The sequence below is a fragment of the Psychromonas arctica DSM 14288 genome (assembly GCF_000482725.1).
Classification (GTDB): domain Bacteria; phylum Pseudomonadota; class Gammaproteobacteria; order Enterobacterales; family Psychromonadaceae; genus Psychromonas; species Psychromonas arctica.
This window is the reverse complement of sequence record NZ_KI519485.1, coordinates 18674-39495: the sequence shown is the minus strand read 5'-3', so window position 1 is coordinate 39495 and position 20822 is coordinate 18674. Positions and strand designations below refer to the sequence as shown.

21 protein-coding genes are annotated in these 20822 nt (G+C 38.4%); 6 read left to right on the top strand and 15 right to left on the bottom strand.

All coding sequences use genetic code 11. The annotated features are described in order from the left end of the window. Positions 1-114: 114 nt before the first annotated feature. Complete coding sequence (locus H592_RS0119255; RefSeq protein WP_028870217.1) at positions 115-564, top strand: YaiI/YqxD family protein; 450 nt, start codon at positions 115-117, stop codon at positions 562-564. Between the two features lie 80 nt (positions 565-644). On the opposite strand, the gene nqrM is transcribed toward H592_RS0119255, so the two are convergent. From nqrM to H592_RS0119210, 9 genes are all read right to left on the bottom strand, one after another. After that, entirely contained in the window at positions 645-869 is a 225-nt protein-coding gene (gene nqrM / locus H592_RS0119250; RefSeq protein ID WP_028870216.1) for a (Na+)-NQR maturation NqrM, read from the bottom strand. Then, entirely contained in the window at positions 869-1795 is a 927-nt protein-coding gene (locus H592_RS0119245; RefSeq protein ID WP_342665432.1) for an FAD:protein FMN transferase, read from the bottom strand. The genes nqrM and H592_RS0119245 overlap by 1 nt, the downstream gene beginning before the upstream one ends. Positions 1796-1905: 110 nt before the next feature. Further along, the gene (gene nqrF / locus H592_RS0119240) at positions 1906-3141 is read right to left on the bottom strand and encodes an NADH:ubiquinone reductase (Na(+)-transporting) subunit F (RefSeq protein WP_037072264.1); all 1236 of its coding nucleotides are present in this window, start codon (positions 3139-3141) and stop codon (positions 1906-1908) included. 69 nt (positions 3142-3210) lie between these two features. After that, a complete protein-coding gene (gene nqrE / locus H592_RS0119235) occupies positions 3211-3819 on the bottom strand; it encodes an NADH:ubiquinone reductase (Na(+)-transporting) subunit E (RefSeq protein ID WP_028870213.1) in 609 nt (202 codons plus the stop codon). A gap of 5 nt (positions 3820-3824) precedes the next feature. Beyond that, positions 3825-4457 carry an NADH:ubiquinone reductase (Na(+)-transporting) subunit D gene (locus H592_RS0119230; RefSeq protein ID WP_028870212.1) on the bottom strand — a complete coding sequence of 211 codons (633 nt, stop codon included), beginning with the start codon at positions 4455-4457 and terminating at the stop codon, positions 3825-3827. Next, positions 4450-5238: a Na(+)-translocating NADH-quinone reductase subunit C gene (locus H592_RS0119225; RefSeq protein WP_028870211.1), complete on the bottom strand. Its 789-nt coding sequence runs from the start codon at positions 5236-5238 to the stop codon at positions 4450-4452. The genes H592_RS0119230 and H592_RS0119225 overlap by 8 nt, the downstream gene beginning before the upstream one ends. Next, positions 5231-6436 carry an NADH:ubiquinone reductase (Na(+)-transporting) subunit B gene (locus H592_RS0119220; protein ID WP_028870210.1) on the bottom strand — a complete coding sequence of 402 codons (1206 nt, stop codon included), beginning with the start codon at positions 6434-6436 and terminating at the stop codon, positions 5231-5233. Before H592_RS0119220 ends, H592_RS0119225 begins: the two co-directional genes overlap by 8 nt. Before the next feature lie 2 nt (positions 6437-6438). After that, positions 6439-7779: a Na(+)-translocating NADH-quinone reductase subunit A gene (locus tag H592_RS0119215; RefSeq protein WP_028870209.1), complete on the bottom strand. Its 1341-nt coding sequence runs from the start codon at positions 7777-7779 to the stop codon at positions 6439-6441. A 275-nt stretch (positions 7780-8054) separates the two neighbouring features. Continuing rightward, the gene (locus tag H592_RS0119210; protein ID WP_028870208.1) at positions 8055-8366 is read right to left on the bottom strand and encodes a BolA family protein; all 312 of its coding nucleotides are present in this window, start codon (positions 8364-8366) and stop codon (positions 8055-8057) included. Between the two features lie 351 nt (positions 8367-8717). Between H592_RS0119210 and H592_RS0119205 the strand changes: the two genes are divergently transcribed. Together H592_RS0119205 and infA are read left to right on the top strand one after the other, a co-directional pair. Further along, a complete protein-coding gene (locus H592_RS0119205) occupies positions 8718-9434 on the top strand; it encodes an arginyltransferase (RefSeq protein ID WP_028870207.1) in 717 nt (238 codons plus the stop codon). A 119-nt stretch (positions 9435-9553) separates the two neighbouring features. Continuing rightward, on the top strand, positions 9554-9772 hold the full coding sequence (gene infA / locus H592_RS0119200) for a translation initiation factor IF-1 (protein WP_007419779.1): 219 nt from the start codon (positions 9554-9556) through the stop codon (positions 9770-9772). A gap of 130 nt (positions 9773-9902) precedes the next feature. Here infA and clpA read toward each other — a convergent pair whose 3' ends face one another. The 6 genes from clpA to nrdD form a co-directional block, all read right to left on the bottom strand. After that, on the bottom strand, positions 9903-12170 hold the full coding sequence (gene clpA / locus H592_RS0119195) for an ATP-dependent Clp protease ATP-binding subunit ClpA (RefSeq protein ID WP_028870206.1): 2268 nt from the start codon (positions 12168-12170) through the stop codon (positions 9903-9905). A 39-nt stretch (positions 12171-12209) separates the two neighbouring features. Next, positions 12210-12536 carry an ATP-dependent Clp protease adapter ClpS gene (gene clpS / locus H592_RS0119190; RefSeq protein ID WP_028870205.1) on the bottom strand — a complete coding sequence of 109 codons (327 nt, stop codon included), beginning with the start codon at positions 12534-12536 and terminating at the stop codon, positions 12210-12212. A gap of 263 nt (positions 12537-12799) precedes the next feature. Further along, positions 12800-13744 carry a chemotaxis protein CheV gene (locus tag H592_RS0119185; RefSeq protein ID WP_028870204.1) on the bottom strand — a complete coding sequence of 315 codons (945 nt, stop codon included), beginning with the start codon at positions 13742-13744 and terminating at the stop codon, positions 12800-12802. 168 nt (positions 13745-13912) lie between these two features. Further along, positions 13913-14662 (bottom strand): DUF6942 family protein, encoded by a 750-nt coding sequence (locus H592_RS22875; RefSeq protein ID WP_342665431.1) that lies wholly within the window; start codon positions 14660-14662, stop codon positions 13913-13915. Positions 14663-14697: 35 nt separating this feature from the next. Beyond that, positions 14698-15180 (bottom strand): anaerobic ribonucleoside-triphosphate reductase-activating protein, encoded by a 483-nt coding sequence (gene nrdG / locus H592_RS0119175; protein WP_028870203.1) that lies wholly within the window; start codon positions 15178-15180, stop codon positions 14698-14700. A gap of 220 nt (positions 15181-15400) precedes the next feature. Next, a complete protein-coding gene (nrdD, locus tag H592_RS0119170) occupies positions 15401-17533 on the bottom strand; it encodes an anaerobic ribonucleoside-triphosphate reductase (RefSeq protein ID WP_028870202.1) in 2133 nt (710 codons plus the stop codon). A 448-nt stretch (positions 17534-17981) separates the two neighbouring features. On the opposite strand from nrdD, the gene rsxA reads away from it, so the two are divergent. The 3 genes from rsxA to rsxC all read left to right on the top strand — a co-directional run. After that, positions 17982-18560, top strand: coding sequence for an electron transport complex subunit RsxA (rsxA, locus tag H592_RS0119165; RefSeq protein ID WP_028870201.1), 579 nt, complete (start codon positions 17982-17984; stop codon positions 18558-18560). After that, positions 18557-19129, top strand: coding sequence for an electron transport complex subunit RsxB (gene rsxB, locus H592_RS0119160; RefSeq protein WP_028870200.1), 573 nt, complete (start codon positions 18557-18559; stop codon positions 19127-19129). The genes rsxA and rsxB overlap by 4 nt, the downstream gene beginning before the upstream one ends. Position 19130: 1 nt before the next feature. Beyond that, positions 19131-20822, top strand: a 1692-nt coding sequence (gene rsxC / locus H592_RS22870; RefSeq protein ID WP_037072262.1) for an electron transport complex subunit RsxC, incomplete at its 3' end; no start/stop codon positions are given.

The window sequence follows — 20822 nt, the reverse complement described above, 5'->3', positions numbered from 1 at the left end:
CCAATTGATATTTAACAAAATGCTCGAATTTAAGATTAAATAATGAGTGAATATAATGGTTAATTAATAATATTTTTTTTGTTATATTTAACTTTTAAAGATCAAGGAATGACTATGACAATTTGGATTGATGCAGATGCTTGTCCAGTATCTGTAAGAGAAATGGTATTAAGAGCAAGTATAAGAACACAAACCGAACTTGTCTTTGTTGCAAACTCCCCCCTTCCTGTAAAAAGGACAGCATTAGTAAAAACAGTTCAAGTATCACAGGGCTTTGACGTTGCTGATAACTACATCAGCCAGCACGTTGCCTTAAAGGATCTTGTCATCACTCAAGATATTCCATTAGCCGCGGAATTAGTGGAAAAAGGCATCATAGCACTAAACCCTCGCGGTGAGCTATATACAGCTGACAATGTCAGACAAAGGCTTGCAATGCGCAATCTGGCAGAGGAACTACGTAGTGTTGGCCAAATCAGTGGAGGACCAAATAAATTTTCAGACAAAGATAAGCAGAATTTTGCTAATTCATTAGATCGTTGGTTACAAAAAGCAAAAAGATAGCGTTAACTATTACTTGGTATCATCACACAATGACATACAAGAATAGCAAGGCTACCTTTTGATACTAATGTACAAGAAGATTATATAATACGAGTTTCAGCTTGAAGTTTCTGAGAACGGGCTTTTTCTGCTTCTTTCTTCTTACGGTTATCACAAGGTTCAGGACAATCGCATTCTTTATCAATACCGACAGAGGCTAAACCACCACAGCTTCCCCCAATCGTTTTTTGATTAACAATATAGCCTATTGCCATCGCAACAATTACTAATAAGAAAACAACAAACGTAGCAACAAAATAGATCATTATTCTTCCTCTACAAAAAATGGTTCAAACGCTGGCGTATAAGATTCAATGAATCCATCGTCTTGCTTGATCAACAAAAAGACAGGCTGATTTAGCTTATTAGCAAATTTTAACCCATTTTCAGGTCCTAATACAGTAATAGCCGTAGCTAATGCATCGGCAACCATACTGCTTTTATCGATTACGGTGACAGAAACAAGTTTGTGACTGATAGGGCGACCTGTAGCAGGATCAATCGTATGCGAATAACGAATACCATCAAACTCAAAATAATTACGGTAATCGCCGGATGTAGCGATCGCGTTATCACCAATATGTAGTAAGCGTTGTACATTTTGTCCAAACTCAGGGCGCTCTACAGCTAATGTCCATGGTGCGTTATTAAGCTTAGTTCCATTTGCTCGTAGTTCACCACCAATATCCACTAAATAGTTTATGATACCCTGTTTAGTTAACAACTCTGCAATCACATCAACCCCATACCCTTTAGCGATTGAAGACAGATCAACATAGAGTTCTGGTTTTGCTTTTACTAAACGATTACCTTCGATAGACAAGTATTGGCTACCTATTTTTTGTTTAGTTTGTTCAATTAATTCAGCACTAGGTACTTTATTTGGTTTTTTGTCTGGCCCAAATCCCCACAAATTGACTAACGGCCCCACTGTTACATCAAACGCACCACCACTTTGTTGATAAACCTGAAGGGCACGTTTAACCACTTTAATCGTCGCATCGGAAACTTCAAAAGCGCGTTCACTTTTATTAAATAATGACAACTCTGATTGAGGACGATAGGTGGACATTTGATCGTTAACTAACTCTAGCTGCTGATCAATTAAAGTCTGTAAATGTTGAATTGAATATTGCTTATCCTCTGACTGTTCACTAGAGAGCGCATAAGTGACTTGATAATAAGTGCCCATGGTTTGCCCCTGGATCTGCAATAACTGCTGTTCGGGTTTTGAGCACGAAGATATAAAAAAGGCCAGCCCTATTAAGGCTAGCCATTTAATTGATGATTGAATCATCAGGGTTAACCGCCGAAGTCATCAAGTAAGATGTTTTCGTCTTCTACGCCTAGATCTTTAAGCATAGCAATAACCGCTGCATTCATCACTGGTGGACCACACATGTAGAACTCACAATCTTCAGGAGCGTCATGGTCTTTAAGATAATTTTCATACAGTACGTTATGAATGAAACCAGTGTAACCATCCCAATTATCTTCAGGTTGTGGATCACTTAATGCTACGTGCCATTCGAAGTTTTCATTTTCCGCCGCAATCGCATCAAAATCTTCAACATAGAACATTTCACGTTTAGAACGCGCGCCGTACCAGAAACTTGCTTTACGCGTTGTTTTTAAGCGACGGAACTGATCAAAGATATGTGAACGCATTGGCGCCATACCCGCACCACCGCCGATAAATACCATTTCATTTTCAGTTTCTTTAGCAAAGAACTCACCAAATGGCCCAGAAATAGTGACTTTATCGCCCGCTTTTAAGCTAAAGATAAACGATGACATTTTACCACAAGGTAATGACAGATCACGTGGCGGTGGCGTAGCGATACGCACGTTCAACATGATAATGCCTTCTTCACCAGGATAGTTAGCCATTGAATAAGCGCGAATAGTTTCTTCGTCAACTTTTGATTCTAAATCAAAGAATTTAAAGTGTTCCCAATCACCACGGTACTGTTCTTCAATATCAAAATCTTTATATTTGATATGGTGAGCAGGTGCTTCAATTTGAATGTAACCACCAGCTTTAAACGGTACAGATTCACCATCAGGAATTTGTAATTTAAGTTCTTTAATAAAGGTAGCTTCGTTACCGTTGGAGATAACTTCACATTCCCATTTTTTAACACCAAAGATTTCTTCTGGTAATTCAATGTCCATGTCTTCTTTAACACTAACCTGACATGATAAACGCTCACCTTCTTTTGCTTCACGTTTAGTAATGTGATCAAGCTCTGTTGGTAAAATGTCACCACCACCTGATTTAATTTTCACACGACACTGACCACAAGTACCACCACCGCCACATGCAGAAGAAACAAATACACCAGCATTAGCTAACGCACCTAATAACTTGCCACCTGCTTGAGTCTTAATACTTTTATCAGCATCATCATTGATAGAAATTGTAATATCACCTGTGCTTACAAGTTTTGCTTTTGCCGATAAAATAATAACGACTAACGCCAAAACAATAATTGTAAACATGGCAACGCCGAGAAAGATTTCAATATTATTGTCCATCTTCGACTTTTTCCTTGTTTTGAGGAGGAATAAATTCCCCCGAATTCATTTAAGCTAAAACAGCAACGATTACAGTTGGATACCAGAGAATGACATAAAACCTAATGCCATAAGACCCGCTGTGATAAATGTAATACCTAAACCACGTAAACCATCTGGCACGTCAGAGTATTTCATTTTTTCACGGATACCTGCTAGCGCAACAATCGCAAGCGTCCAACCAACACCACTACCAATACCGTAAACAGCTGATTCTAGTAAGTTATACTCACGTTGAACCATAAACGATACACCACCAAAGATGGCACAGTTAACAGTAATAAGTGGTAAAAATATACCTAATGCTTGATACAAAGCTGGGAAGTATTTATCCAATACCATTTCCAAAATTTGTACTAAAGCAGCAATCACACCGATAAACGTAATAAAGCCTAAAAAGCTTAAATCCGCATCAGGGAAACCTGCCCAATCAAGTGCACCAGGTGCTAATAGGTTAAAGTAGATAATTTGGTTAGCAGGTACAGAAATACCTAATACTACAATTACTGCTACACCTAGACCCATTGATGTTTTAACTTTCTTAGAAACAGCAAGGAAAGTACACATGCCTAAGAAGAAAGCGAGTGCCATATTTTCAATGAAAATAGAACGCACAAATAAACTAAGATAATGTTCCATTCAAATTACTCCTTTGGCTCAACTTGTTCTGGTTTAATTACTCGAATTGCCCAGATAATGCCACCTATAATAAAGAAGGCACTAGGAGGTAGAAGTAATAAACCATTACTTTGATACCAGCCGCCATTTGAAATCAACGGTAAGATTTCAATACCGAACAGAGCACCTGAACCAAATAGTTCACGAACAGCCCCCACTAAAACAAGGATTAAGCCGTAACCTAAACCGTTACCAATACCATCCATGAAACTTGGGAAAGGTTTGTTTTTCATTGCAAATGCTTCAGCACGTCCCATTACAATACAGTTTGTAATGATCAGACCAACATAAACAGATAACTGCTTAGAGATGCCAAAAGCAAATGCTTTTAACGCTTGGTCTACTACGATTACTAACGAAGCAATAATCGCCATCTGTACGATGATACGTACACTGTTAGGAATATAGTTACGTATTGACGAAATAAATAAGTTAGAGAAAGCCGTTACAAACAATACCGCTAAGGTCATTACGACTGCGTTTTGTAAGGTAGCTGTTACCGCTAATGCAGAACAAACACCTAACACTTGCAGCGCAATTGGGTTATTGCTTACTACCGGAGAAGTTAGTACTTCTTTTAATTCACTTGATTTAGCCATTGTTTAGCGCTCCTTTACGAACTTTGCTAAGAAATGGACCAAACCCTTGCTCACCTAACCAGAAAGTAAAGGTATGCTCTACGCCAACACTGGTTAGTGTTGCCCCAGATAAACCATCAATTTCATGTTTAGAACCAGCAGCAGCTTGTCCTTTAACAATTTTAATAGCAGGGTTACCGTCAGCATCGAATAATTCTTTACCAACAAACAGCCCACGCCAGCGAGGGTTTTCAACTTCACCACCTAGTCCAGGTGTTTCACCCTGTTCATAGTAAGTGATAGCATCAATCGTATTACCATCAGGCTTTACAGCAACAAAGGCATACATAGTTGACCATAAACCAGCGCCGTGTACAGGCAGGATAATACGTTGTAATTGACCGTTATCATCAGACACTAAATATACAGTCGCTAAATTAGCACGACGGTTTATTTTAGCGATATTTTGATCAGCAGTTAATTTAACACTCTTCTCAGGATCTTTTGATGCTTTACGTTGGTCATATTTAGCAACTTCTTCTTTACTAAGATCAGTTACAAATTCACCCGTTTCTATATCAACTAATTTAGTTTCAATATTTGATGCAAAAATTTCTTTGGTTGATTTATCGGTCGTTAAACCAGCAACGGCAAGAATATTCTTTTGCTTATCGATCTCTTTATTAGCAATTTGCATTGGACGTAGGCCAACTGCAGCACCAGCAACAATAATTGAACATACTAGACAAACAGCCAGTACTACAATAATCGTTCTGCCAAATGTTTCTTGTTGATTAGACATTACGTGCTAGCCTCCGTTTGATATTGCCTTGCACCACAAAGTAATCGAATAACGGTGCAAATAAGTTAGCGAATAAAATAGCTAACATCATACCTTCAGGGAAGGCTGGATTTACAACACGAATTAATACCACCATCAAACCAATCAGAATACCGTAGTACCATTTACCTTTATTAGTAAATGATGCTGATACTGGGTCGGTTGCCATAAATATCATACCAAAGGCAAAACCACCCATAACTAAATGCCAGTACCAAGGTAATTGGAACATATGGTTTGTATCACTGCCAATCACATTAAATAATAATGAGGTCGCAATCATACCGATCATCACACCTGAAATGATACGCCATGAAGCAATACGCGTGATCACAATAAAGGCACCACCGATCAAAATAGCCAGCGTAGAAACCTCACCAATACTACCTTGCATATTACCAAGGAAAGCATCCATCCAAGATAGGTTAGATTGAACAGCTTCTAAACCACCTTGAGACATCACACTTAATGATGTAGCGCCAGAGAAACCATCTACAGCAGTCCAAACCGCATCACCTGAAATATCCGTTGGGTAAGCAAAGAATAAGAATGCACGGCCCGCAAGAGCAGGGTTTAAGAAGTTACGACCAGTACCACCAAAGATCTCTTTAGCAACGACGACACCAAAGGTAATACCTAAAGCAACTTGCCATAGCGGAATGGTTGCCGGTACGATCAGAGCAAATAAGACAGAAGAAACAAAGAAACCTTCATTTACTTCATGCTTACGTACACTCGCAAATAACACTTCCCAGAAGCCACCAACTATAAAAGTAACAGCATAAATAGGTAAGAAATAAGCGGCACCAAACAGAAAGTTATCAAATAAACTTGCACCAGAGCCAAGTGTGACTCCTAGTATATCCAATAACGCAACACGCCAATCTTCTAGAGCAGAGTAACCGGCAACAATTGCTTCATTAGCTTGTACACCCGTGTTGTACATACCGTAAAACATGGCTGGGAATGTTGCTAACCAAACAAAAATCATCATGCGTTTAAGGTCAATACTATCGCGAACGTGAGTAATACCTTTGGTCACATAACCAGGAGTATAAAAAAATGTTGCAGCAGCTTCATACAGTGCGTACCATTTTTCATAACGGCCCCCTGCTTCGAAATGCGGTTCCATTTTCTCAATTAAGTTCTTAAGACTCATTATTAGCCTTCCTTCTCAATTTTACTTAGACATGAGCGCAAGATTGAACCGTATTCATATTTGCCAGGGCAAGCATAAGTACATAGTGCTAAATCTTCTTCATCCAACTCTAGGCAGCCTAACGTTTGTGCACCATCGGTATCACCAACGATCAAGTCACGCAATAATACCGTTGGTAAAATATCTAATGGCATTACACGTTCATATTGGCCGATTGGTACCATCGCACGCTTACTACCGCCAGTGGTGGTAGTGAATGCGAACTTTTTCGCACGATTTAACGCAGATAAAAATGCACCAGAAACAGAGTGTTTATTTAAACCAGGCGCACCCCAGCCAAATAACTCTTTCTCATAACCTTCAATCAATGCTGAAACTTGGTTATGGTAACGGCCTAAATATGCATGTGGACCTGTTGCTGTAACACCACATAGTACCGACCCAGAAATCACACGAACTTGTCCTGCGATTAACTCTCCAGCGGTAAGTTCAGACACCGATGCACCGACTAACGTACGTACTAAACGAGGCTTAGTAACAGCAGGGCCTGCGATAGAAATCACTTTATTACTGTATAACTCACCAGTGGTAAATAACTGACCAAATGCAATCACATCTTGGTAGTTGATTGACCAAACTTGCTTAGTAGCAGAAACAGGATCGATAAAGTGAATATGTGTACCCGCTAAACCAGCAGGATGAACACCGGTAAAGATTTTTTCTTCAACAGTTGCCACCGCGCTTTTAGGTAATGCAGCTTCACCTTTACAAACATACACTTTGCCCGATGTTAAATGCGATAAAATCGCTAGTCCATCGGTAAAGGCTTGTTGATTTTCATTGATGATAATCGTTGCATCTGCAGCTAATGGATTAGTATCCATTGCCGTCACAAAAATAGAAGTCGGTTGAGCATCAATAGCAGGTACTTTACTGAATGGGCGAGTACGTAATGCAGTCCACGCGCCAGATTCAACTAAGTTTGCAACTATTTTACTGCGCTCAAGATTTGCTAATTGTTTACTTTCATACTTAGCAAATTGCACACAATCATTGCCTTGTATAGAGATCACAACAGATTGCAGTACACGTTTAGCACCACGGTTTATTTCTTTCACTACACCAGACGCTGGAGCGGTAAAAAGTACACCTTCATTTTTCTTATCAGAAAATAAAACTTGCCCTTTTTTTACGCTGTCGCCGACTTTAACAGCCATTGACGGACGCATACCAACGTATTCTTCACCCAGTATAGCAACTTCAGAAATGGCAGGGCCATTTTGAATGACTTGCTCTGGCGCTCCTGATATAGGGAGGTCCAGTCCTTTTTTTATAGTAATCATATTCTCTTGCACTATGTTACGGGAGGAAAGTTAGATGCCTTTCGGCAATAAAACATTACATGCAATCGATTGCTATTAACAAACAATTAACACGTACGCTAAAAAATTCTCGCAAATATTAACATTAGAGAGGGGCTAATTGCTATATCAAATAAAAAGCTAACCGTAGTAAGTTCAAATTTAATAAAAAAAGTGTAACAAAATGTAGAGAGTCCATTAACACTTTGGCAATTTAGCTTTTCTCTCGCGCTTTATAGAAAAGCAATACTACGCTTTTATTTACCACCACCTAAACATTGTGCCGAATTAGGTGAAACTTGATTTTTCTCGGCCCATTGAGCAGGCGTGTAAGTATGCATCGCTAATGCATGTACCGGTCCAGCAAGTTCTTCAGCAAGTAATTCATTAACTAAACGATGACGCATGATCAAACGCACCCCTTCAAACTCTTCGCAAACTAGGGTGACCTTAAAATGAGTTTCGGAGTTAGGTGGAACAGAATGATTATGGCTTTCATTTTCTACTTGTAAATAATCAGCTTGAAAGCGTTGTTTTAGCTTATCTTGAATGGTTTGGTGAACGGTCATAAGGCCTCACATATTAATTTATGGCTAGAAGTTGGCTGATGTTTATCGATAATTAAGGAAAACAGTTTATGTTACATGCTTAAGGAAAAATAGTTAACCTCTGCATTCATTAGCAATGATAAAAATCATATGCAGAAGTAAAATTTGATGCAACATGCTGACATAGCTATTTAATTTAATTACCGACAGTGCATTAAAGCCTTCAAATTCGCACAATAAATTTATCTATTTTACGATACACTGAAGTAAGTATTATTTAAATAAAGACAGGGTTAAAATTTTGTTTATCCTAGATATAGCAAAATATCCAACCAACACTTAATCATATTAAAAATAAGGATAAAGTTCACCATGTCTAATGCTTCCGATCTAAGAGTCGGTTTAACCGCTGCTTTTGCTTGTTCCTATTTAGCCGATAAAGAAGAACAACTCATTATGCTAGTTGATCCTGAAGTACATGCAAAACAACATTATCCTGCATTAATGTCGATAGGCTTTAGGCGTAGTGGTGATCAAGTATATCGACCACATTGCCCGGAGTGTAATGGTTGCGAATCATTACGTGTGAATAGTCAAAATTTCAAATTGTCCAAAAGCCAAAAACGCTTAGTAAACAAAAACAAACATTTCACAACGTCCATAAGCACAGCCCCTAAAGCATCCTACTACCCTCTATACGAACGTTACATTAATCAGGTTCACAAAGAAGGTGTCATGTATCCTGCTAGCTCAGAACAATTTGAATCTTTTTTAGCATGTAGTTGGGGAGAAATGCTGTTTGTTGAAGTCTATGATGCAAAACAGTTAATATCAGTCAGTGTTACAGACCAATTATATACAGGCTCAGCAACCGATTGGAGTGCTTTTTATTGCTTTTATGATCCAGACTATCGTGAACATTCGTTAGGAAAATATGCTGTTTTACAACAGCTAGATTTAGCAAAACAAAAAAATATAACGTTTCTTTATTTAGGCTATTACATTCACAACTGCCAAAAAATGAATTACAAAAATCAATTTAATCCACATCAGCGCTTTATAAACCAACAATGGAAGTCCTTTGATTAGAGTTTCATTCACTATTTAGTTTGATTAATGAGCAACAATCCTTTACCACTCCCAATTATTCTGGCATTATGCGCCGATTGAAAGTAGCACAACTTACCTATACGAAGGATCCATCGCCAATGGCAAAAGAAGACAGTATTGAAATGCAAGGCACTATCTTAGATACTCTGCCTAATACAATGTTCCGTGTGGAATTAGAAAACGGTCACGTTGTTACTGCACATATCTCAGGAAAAATGCGTAAAAACTACATCCGTATTCTAACTGGCGATAAAGTGACAGTTCAATTGACCCCTTACGATCTATCAAAAGGTCGTATTGTTTTCCGTGCTCGTTAATTAGCCGGAAACAAACTCAGGCTTTAAGTAGTCATAAAAAAACCAGCTTCATCGCTGGTTTTTTTATGGCTAAAATTTGTAGTCACAATTAAAATTCGTCATGAGCAAAGAAAAATTAGCAAATAAATGATTAGTTACTCATTTCCACTTCTTTCTCTGTCTTTTTATCATAGATAAACTCAACACCATCTGCGGTTTCGTTTAAACGCACTGAGACACTACCACCCTCTTGTAATCCACCAAATAAGATTTCATTCGCAAGCGGTTTTTTAAGCTTCTCTTGAATTAAACGTCCCATGGGTCTCGCCCCCATTGCTTTATCATAACCATGCTCAGCTAACCAATGACGGGCTTTGCTATCAACTTCTAGTGACACTTGTTTTTTATCTAGCTGCACTTGTAACTGCACAATGAATTTATCTACAACTTGGCTAATTACTTTTAAGTCTAAGTGATTAAACCAAATAATATTATCAAGACGATTTCTAAATTCAGGAGAGAATATTTTGTTAATCTCATCCATCGCTTTAGCGCCCTCTTTTTGCTCTTTAAAGCCAATGCTTTGTTTTACTGTTTCTTGTACCCCAGCATTGGTTGTCATGACTAATATAACGTTTCTGAAATCAACTTTGCGCCCGTTACTATCAGTTAATGTCGCATGATCCATTACCTGTAACAGAATGTTATAAACGTCAGTGTGTGCTTTTTCTATTTCATCTAACAGCACCACAGAATAGGGATGTTTAACTACCGCATCAGTTAATAACCCTGCTTGTTCATACCCTACATAACCAGGAGGAGCACCAATCAATCTTGATACCGTATGTTTCTCCATGTATTCGGACATATCAAAACGTAACAACTCTACGCCTAATGCTTTAGCTAACTGCTGCGTGACTTCTGTTTTACCCACCCCCGTTGGGCCAGCAAACAAAAAAGATCCCACAGGTTTTAATTCATCAGATAAACCAGAACGATTTAAATGAATAGCATCAGTTAATGCATCAATAGCAGTATCTTGGCCAAAAACCGTCATTTTCAAACGACCGTGTAATTTTTCCAGTGCATCTTTGTCTGAGCTAGACACGGATTTTTCTGGGATACGTGCGATTTTAGCAATAATGGTTTCAATTTCAGCCACACCAATGGTTTTTTTGCGTTTGCTGACAGGCAATAAACGCATTTGCGAACCGGCTTCATCTATCACATCAATGGCTTTATCGGGCAACTGGCGATCATTGATATATTTAGCGCTCAACTCAGCGGCAGCCATCAATGCTTTGTTAGTATAACGAATATTATGATGTTCTTCGTAACGTGAACGTAAACCGAGTAGAATTTGGCTAGTTTCTTTAACCGAAGGTTCAAGTACATCTATTTTTTGGAAACGTCTCGCCAAGGCATGCTCTTTTTCAAAAACCTGGCCATACTCTTTATAAGTTGTGGAACCAATACAACGAAGTTTGCCACCCGTTAATAAAGGTTTTAATAGGTTAGCAGCATCTAGTTGCCCACCCGTTGCGGCCCCTGCACCAATAATAGTATGGATCTCATCAATAAATAAAATCGCATTTTTTTGATCTTGTAATTTTTTTAATACGGTTTTAAAACGTTGTTCAAACTCACCTCGGTATTTTGTACCTGCTAATAATGCCCCCATATCTAAAGAGTAAATAATATGGTCATCAATTACTTCCGGTACATCATTATGTACAATACGGTACGCAAGCCCTTCTGCGATGGCGGTTTTACCAACACCGGACTCACCAACTAATAACGGATTATTTTTACGGCGGCGACACAATATTTGCACGCAACGCTCTAATTCTTTTTCGCGACCAATTAAGGGATCGATAATACCAGCAACCACTTGCTCATTAAGATTAATGGTAAAGGGCATTTCATCGTTTTCTTCTACTTTAGATTCAATCTGCTCAGGTTCATGAAAGATCACCGTATCAGGGTGTTTTTCAACGCCATGGGAAAGGTAATTAACCACATCTAAGCGTGACACATTAGACTTTTTAAGAAAGTAAGCCGCTTGTGATTCTTGCTCACTAAAAATAGCCACTAGCACGTTAGCAGCACTCACTTCTGTTTTTCCCGATGATTGCACATGGAAAATAGCACGTTGCAGTACACGCTCAAAAGCGATCGTAGGTTGTATTTCTAGCTTTTGGTTTTTAACCTCGGGCAAACTGGGGTTAGTATCTAAAAATTCCGTTAATTCAATATGCAGAGAAACAATATCAACAGAACAAGCTAGCAAAATTTTCTTTATTTCTTCATTTTCTAATAAAGCTAATAATAGATGCTCTAATGTCATAAATTCATGGTATTTTTCATACGCAATACGGAAAGCTAAATCGAGGCTATGTTCTAAAGGTTTATCTAGCATGGAGACTCCTTAGGAGAGTGGAAATAAAAAACGGCTTAGTTAACTCTCTTTTTCCATCGTACATTTCAATGGATGTTCATTTTCTTTTGCATAATTGTTAACTTGCATTACTTTTGTTTCTGCAATTTCAGCACTGAATGTACCGCAAACACCGACACCTTTGTAGTGTACATTTAACATTACTTCCGTAGCTGCTTCATGGTCTAATCGGAAGAAGCGTTGCAACACATCAATTACAAAATCCATTGGTGAATAATCATCATTATGTAATAACACACTATACAGTGGCGGCGGCACTAGTTTTGTTTCTTGGGATTCGATTGTTGCCGACTCACTTCCCGTTTGTGGAGAATTTTGATCACTCATGTTTTAGTCTAGTCTTCATTATTAAAGTTATTGAAATAGTTAATATTATTAAAGCGATTTACGTTACCAGCATCTCATTTTTTATATTCTACTGAGTATAAACCTATTTATAAAAGCTATTGATTCGAGGATCAACGCAGCTATTAAAAGCTAGAGTAAAGCTTAAGCAGATAATGTGCAATCGTGTAAAGGCAAAAAGCGATAGCGATGTGAAGTAGTCATAACAACGTTTGCTAATTTGTTCGTTTAACGAACAAATTAAATTATTCGCTTAATTTTGCTTTTAAACGTTGCTGCACTAACTCTACCAACAAATCAGGCTGAAACTTAGAGAGAAACTCATTACAGCCTACCTTTTTTACCATGGCTTTATTAAAGTCACCACTTAAGGAAGTGTTAAGCACCACAAATAAGTCCGACATACGCGGATCATTGCGAATCTCTGAAGTTAATTTATAACCATCCATTGCAGGCATTTCAGCATCGGTGATCAGCATTAATATTTCATCTTCAATCTTTTTACCTTGGTCAGCCCACCCTTTTAAAATATTCAATGCTTCTAGACCGTTTTTAGCAGGAATAATTTCAACTCCTAATTGCTCTAAGGTACTAGCAACTTGATTTCTAGCGGTCGGAGAGTCATCTGCATGTAAAATTTTACGACCAACAAATTCAGGTATAATACTTTCATCTAATACACCATCAGAAATATCCACTTTATAAACGAGTATTTCAGCCAATACCTTTTCTACATCGATAATTTCAACTAGTTCTTCATTATCATTTCTTTTAAGCTTTGTTATCGCAGTTAAATAATGTCCTCTACCTACCGTAGTAGGCGGTTCCATAATCTCCCCCCAAGTCATATTGACAATATGATCGACAGGCCCAACCAAAAAGCCCTGAATACTTCGGTTATATTCGGTGATAATTAAATTTGATTGCTCATCGGGCACCAAGGGTTGCAGACCGATGGCCGCTTTTAAATTGATAACGGGAATGGATTCGCCACGAATAGTAGCAACACCATCGATATGTGGATGAGAGTTGGGTAATTTATTAAGGTAAGGTAATTTCACCACTTCTTTTACTTTAAATACGTTTAAAGCAAACAGTTGACGACCTAAGAGATGAAATAATAATAATTCTAACCGATTTTCACCAACCAAATTCGTACGCTGATCAACTGTATCCATTAAGTTTGCCATACACATTCCTTTAAAAAAATTCAGAGTCGCTAAGTCTAGTTCGTTTTATAGAAAAGATACTACGGATTAACGAAAAATGAGCGAAGTTTTAGAAACATAAACGAATTAATTGAATTTAAACCAAATTATGAACCATTAAAAAGCTGAGATATAAATATAATCAATAGCTTATTCGAACTCTGTAGTGTCTATTACACCTTCGTCAGAGCCTGTTACAAGCGCGCTTAGTAGGAAAGATAAACGCTGTATTTTTTGATTGGATAATTGTCGATAATCAAAATAAGGACAAACAATAACCGCATGTTCAAAATTAATCGCAAACTCTTCATTCAACCATGATAAGTCGACAGTCAATAAACCATCATTTATTAATTTTTTAGCATAAGTTCGCCCACAGATAATATGGAGTGTCTTGTTATGGATATTACTATGGATATTGTTATGGGTATTGTTATCAGTATTGGTATGGGTTTTCGTATCGGTACTGTTGCTAGCCTTATGATGAAGCTCTGAAAACGCAGATTGTGACGAAATCGAAGTAAACGCTAGATGAGGAGGACTAAATATTAATGCAGTACCGCTGTGAGCTTGTAATAAAAATTGATCTCGATATTGTTGCCACGTTGGTACCAATGTCGAAAAATTAAAATGTGTAGCATCTAGCGCATACAAAAGCTTGGCATAAACATTAAATACTTTACGCCACCCATTACCACACGCCTTTCCAATTAAGCCTATTTGCTCAACTTGCAAAGGCTGAATACAGCTCAAAGACTCATACTCAGGCATCTTCGGTTGATTAGCAATATACACAGCAAAGGTAAATTGAGCGTCACCTAAAGCCACGACTTTAGTATCTCTTTTACTGGGTATTCCTTTATTGGTTATTACTGTATCAGTCATTATTTTATCGATCATCGTTTTTCGTTGATTGCTTTGCTGGACATTTATTATTACTCATTAACAGAGGCTTTTCTCAAGTAATGTACCACTTGGTTAGAACTACCTCGCCATGCTAATGATGGGTCAGCAAGATCTTTTACAAACTTACCATCAATCAACACATCCACCAGCTCAATAATCTGTTTTTGTTTCTTATTAAGTTCCGACAATACATACCCCGTCCACATCCAAATGTCTTTACCTTCACATTCACGTTTAACACGCTGAATAAGCTTTAGAATTTGCTCAACATTTGCTGGATGCAAAGGGTCTCCACCGGATAACGTTAACCCTTGTTTTTTTATACGTTGATCATTGAGATCCTGGATAATTTGATCGGCAACTTGATCAGTAAACAACTCGCCCGCATCAGGAGACCAAGTCGATTGGTTGTAACAACCTTTACAGTTATGAATACAACCGGACACAAAAAGAGTACAGCGAGTACCTTCTCCGTTTAATACATCAATTGGATAATATTTTGAGTAGTTCATAAGTAGTTCTTATTTGCTTAGTGTTAGCTGTTTAATGTTAGTTGCTTAATATTAAGTTCGTCAGTGCCCACCAAAGCATTCAATGGAATCTTATCCTTGGAGCCCGCTTTATCAGTGTGTTCATTTTCTTTAGTAGAACACAGAAAATCGGTCCTAATAATTTATCAGCACAGACGAATAAGCTAAAAGTACAACCACGACAGCGAACAATAACCACAAACTATAGATGCTTGACGCGTCGCTTAACTTCCTCTTGTTTACCTTCATTAAATGGCCGTGCATCTGGGCTGCCTAAATAGCCGCAAACTCGGCGTGTAACTGCCACCTTATCTGGGTCTGAATTACCACAACTTGGGCAAACAAACCCCTTACTTGTACAATCAAACTCGCCAGTAAAGCTACATTCATAACATTCATCGATTGGTGTATTGGTGCCGTAATAGGGAACACGTGTATAGCTATAATCCCATACATCCTCCAAAGCTTTCAGGTTGTGTTGCATATTCGGGTATTCGCCGTAGCAAATAAAACCTCCGCTAGCGATCGGTGGATATGCCATTTCAAAGTCTAATTTATCGTAAGGATTGACTGCTTTTTCGACATCTAAATGGAAGGAGTTTGTGTAATAGCCTTTATCGGTAACCCCTTCTAATACACCAAAGCGTTTAGCATCTAGACGACAGAAACGATCACATAAATTTTCAGAGGGTGTGGAGTACAAACTAAATGCATAACCTGATTGCTCACTCCACTCTTGTGTTGCTTGCTTTAAACGGGTGATGATTTGTAATGCTTTTTGCTGCTTAGTGGCGCAATCAAAGATATGTTTTTCATTACCGTATAAGGCATTTACCGTTTCATGTAAGCCAATGTAGCCCAATGAAATTGACGCTCGGCCATGTTTAAAAATATCAGCAATACAATCGTCAGCTTTCAAACGCACACCACAAGCCCCTTCCATGTATAGAATAGGTGCCACACTGGCTTTAACTTCACTTAACCTTTCAATACGCGTATCTAATGCTTTTTTAGCTAATAGCAATCGTGTATTTAATAATTCATCAAAGCGTCCGATATTACCATCTGCTTCTAATGCAATACGCGGTAAGTTGAGACTCACCACACCCAGGTTATTTCGGCCATCATGAATTAACTCCCCCTTATCTAAGCCACTTTTTTGGTAATAAACATCGAGGAAACTACGACACCCCATTGGTGTTTTGAAGGATCCAGTGACCTCTACTACTTTATCGTAATTTAAAATATCAGGGTACATACGCTTTGATGCACACTCGAGTGCAAGTTGCTTAATATCATAATTTTGATCGTCAACTTTATGATTTAAGCCATCTTTGATAGCAAAAACTAATTTAGGGAAAATAGCTGTTTTACGATTTTTACCTAAGCCAGCGATACGATTTTTAAGAATTGACTGTTGTATCAAACGCGACTGCCAATCACTTCCTAAGCCAAAACCAAAGGTAACAAAGGGGGTTTGTCCATTAGCTGTATGTAACGTATTCACTTCATATTCTAGCGATTGAAAAGCGTTATAACATTCTATTTCTGTTTGCTGCGTTGCATAGGCATGCGCATCTTCAATATGCCATTGTTGTGCGGTTTTTAAATGCTTATCAAAGCTTTTGGTTACATAGGGAGCGAGTATCGTATCGATACCATTAATGGTGGTTCCACCGTAAATGTGGCTTGCTACCTGTGCAATAATTTGTGCTGTTACTGCGGTTGCGGTTGAAATTGACTTAGGCTGTTCAATTTCTGCATTACCCATTTTAAAACCATCGGTAAACATGCCTTTAATATCAATCAACATGCAATTAAACATCGGGAAAAAAGGGGCATAATCTAAATCATGGTAATGAATTTCACCCGCTTCGTGTGCTCGCACGACATCACGCGGCAAAATATGCGACTTGGCATAATGCTTAGCGACGATACCAGCTAATAAATCGCGTTGCGTAGGAATGACTTTGCCATCTTTATTGGCATTTTCATTTAATAATGATGCATTACTTTGTTCAATTAATCCGTCTATTTCACTGTTTAAATGACTTTTCCGTTCTCGTGCAATATCTCTATCGTGACGATACTCAATATATATACGCGCCAGTTCAATATGATTACTTTTCATCAAACACGCTTCAACCGCATCTTGAATGTAATGAATATCTACTTGCTCTTGTCCTACCAAGCTTGTTTCAACTTCAGCAGCAATCGCAAAAGCATCGACACCTTTACAACGAGCAGCTCCAGAGGCTTTCAAAACGGCTTCAGCAATGCGTAAAGCATTAAAAGGGACTTGACTACCATCTCGTTTGATCACAACAGGTTTCATTTACAGCTCCAATAATTAATTCACAAGACACAATATATAGTGCCCGTGAACTATACCTAGCACAATATGTAGCATATTGATGTAAATCAACTTTGAAAACACCATGTTCAATTTGTGCTTTAAATATTCAACTGAATGAAATAAATAACTCCGACAATATTTATTAAAAGTGCTCGGTTTATGATCAAAGTTAACAACCAAAAATAAGTAAAAAAGTTAAATCGCTACATTAATTATCATTAATTAATACTTATCAACGTGATACCTTTCCCCCAAATTACTCCATTGAAATCTCAATTAATCGGGTGCTTTAATTGGTTGACACAGCAAATAACAGGACCACTAAAATTGATAATACTTTTACGCTGAACTTATCAACTTTTATTGTTATAATGCGCCTCATTTTCAACGCATCAAATCACCTACGAAAGTAGTGGAATTATTATTTATGAGCGATTATTTTTTACTCTTTTTTGGCACAGTGTTAGTTAATAACTTTGTGTTAGTAAAATTCTTAGGCTTATGCCCTTTCATGGGCGTTTCAAATAAAATTGAAACGGCTGTTGGTATGTCATTAGCAACCACTTTTGTATTGACCTTAACGGCTGCGCTTTCTTATATTGTAAACAATTATTTATTAGAGCCTTTAGGATTACACTACTTGCAAACCTTAAGCTTCATTTTAGTGATTGCAGTGGTGGTGCAATTTACTGAAATGGTGATGCATAAAACCAGCCCAACTTTGTACCGTTTGCTGGGTATATTTTTACCGTTAATCACCACTAACTGTGCCATTCTTGGTTTAGCATTATTAAACTTAACTGAGCAACACAACTTCGCACAATCAGTTATTTACGGGTTAGGTGCCGGTGCAGGTTTCTCATTGGTATTAGTTTTATTCTCTTCAATACGTGAACGCTTAAGCGCGGCTGATGTACCATTACCCTTTAAAGGCGCATCGATTGCAATGATTACGGCCGGCTTAATGTCGTTAGCATTTATGGGCTTTACTGGGTTAATTAAATGATCATAAGTATTATTGTTGCGATTTTAACGCTAGGTATTTTAGGACTTATTTTTGGCTCTTTATTGGGTTACTCGTCTATTCGATTTAAAGTTAAAGAAGACCCCATTGTTGAAGAACTTGATGCGATGTTACCTCAAACACAATGTGGTCAATGCGGTTACCCAGGTTGTAAACCCTATGCAAAAGCTATTGCAGAAGGTGACGACATTAATAAATGCCCACCTGGCGGTGAAGCAGTCATGCTGCAGTTAGCTGAGCGTATGGGGATTGAACCTAAAAAATTAGAAGGTGAAGAAAAGCCGAAGTCAGTTGCCTTTATCCGTGAAGACGAATGTATTGGCTGCACCAAATGTATTCAAGCATGTCCCGTTGATGCTATTTTAGGCGCAACAAGACAAATGCATACGGTGATCACCGATGAATGTACCGGCTGTGAATTATGTGTCGCACCTTGTCCAACCGATTGCATCGACATGCTACCTATCAAAATTACTACCCAAAATTGGCAGTGGAACTTACAAACAATTCCAACTAAAACAATTCCAACTGAAAGCAATGACGAGCCGTAACATGACCCAGCCTAATTATTTATTAAGTGACAAAAAATTAGAACAAATTGCTGCCGGTAAAATGTGGGATTTTCACGGTGGTGTACACCCTGCTCAAAACAAACAGCAGAGCAACCAAAGTGCCATTACCGATGCAGGCATTCCCGACGAATTAATTATTGCCGTTGAACAAAAAGGTCATATCCCCGAACTATTAGTGAACGTTGGCGATCACGTATTAAAAGGCCAACCTTTAACCAAAGTTTATGGTGCATTAGTAGTTCAGCATGCCAGTAGCTCAGGCACAATAAAAGCGATTGAACCAAGAACTGATTGCCACCCATCAGGTTTACCCGTGTTATCTATTGTAATTGCCACTGATGGCTTAGACAGAATTTATCCATATCAAGGCTTTGAAGATTATCGTAATGAAAACCCCGCAACCTTAGTTGAAGCAGTTCAACAAGCAGGCATTATAGGATTAGGTGGCGCAGGCTTTGCCACGCATTTAAAGTTAGCGCATAGTGAAAATCGCTTATTAATCATTAATGCTATTGAGTGTGAACCTTACATCACTTCTGATGATCGCTTGATTCAAGAGCATGCCGATGAGATTATCGAAGGCATTCAAATAATGCAGTATATGCTACAACCTAAGCTGACTATTTTTGCGGTTGAAGATAACAAGCCAGAAGCCATTGAAGCTTTTACTAAATCATTATTAGCATTACCTGACAGCATCAGCGAAAAGATATTACTCAGAGTGATCCCGACGCGCTACCCTTCTGGTAGTGCGAAACAATTAATTGAAATATTAACCGGTGAGCAAACACCAGCTTACAAACACTCTTCGGAACTTGGTATCGTAATGCTCAATGTCGGTACTATATTTGCGGTAAAAGAAGCCATCATCAATGGTAAACCACTGGTATCGAGAATAGTCACGGTCACCGGAGACGCTTTTGTTAAAAAAGGTAATGCGCGGGTACGTGTCGGGACACCGATCCAGCATCTCCTAGATACTTATTGGTTAAATGAATTAGACCATCAGAAGCTTATTATCGGCGGTCCTATGATGGGCTTTACAGTGAGCGATCCTGAAATGCCCGTGAGTAAAATTTGTAACTGCATATTGGCACCAACGATTAAAGAACTACCAGAACCAAAAGAGGAAATGAGCTGTATTCGCTGTAGCGAGTGCGCAGAGGCTTGCCCCGTTGAGCTATTACCACAACAACTTTTATGGTACTCACAAAGTGAAGACCATAAAAAATTAGAAGAATACGACCTATCAGCTTGTATTGAATGTGGCGCCTGCGCTTATGTTTGTCCAAGCCATATACCATTAGTAGAATATTATCGCGTCTCTAAAGCACAGATTAAAACCGAAAAAGTTGAAGCAGAGAAAGCAGCAATTGCACGCCAACGCCATGAAGACAGAGAATTACGCTTAGAAAACGAGAAAAAACAGCGACAACTTAAACATAAACAAGCCGCTGAAAAACGTAAACAACAAATGAAAGACAACAATAACGGCGAAGACCTTGTTGCCGCTGCATTAGCTAGAGCAAAAGCGAAAAAGCAAGCTAATGCTAATTTAGACGTCAGCAAAGAGGCTGATACCGCCAATGTAGAAAAACCAAGTTCTCAAAATAGCCAAGTCGCCGCAGCAATTGCTCGTGCAAAAGCAAAAAAACAAGCGGCTGCAAATGCG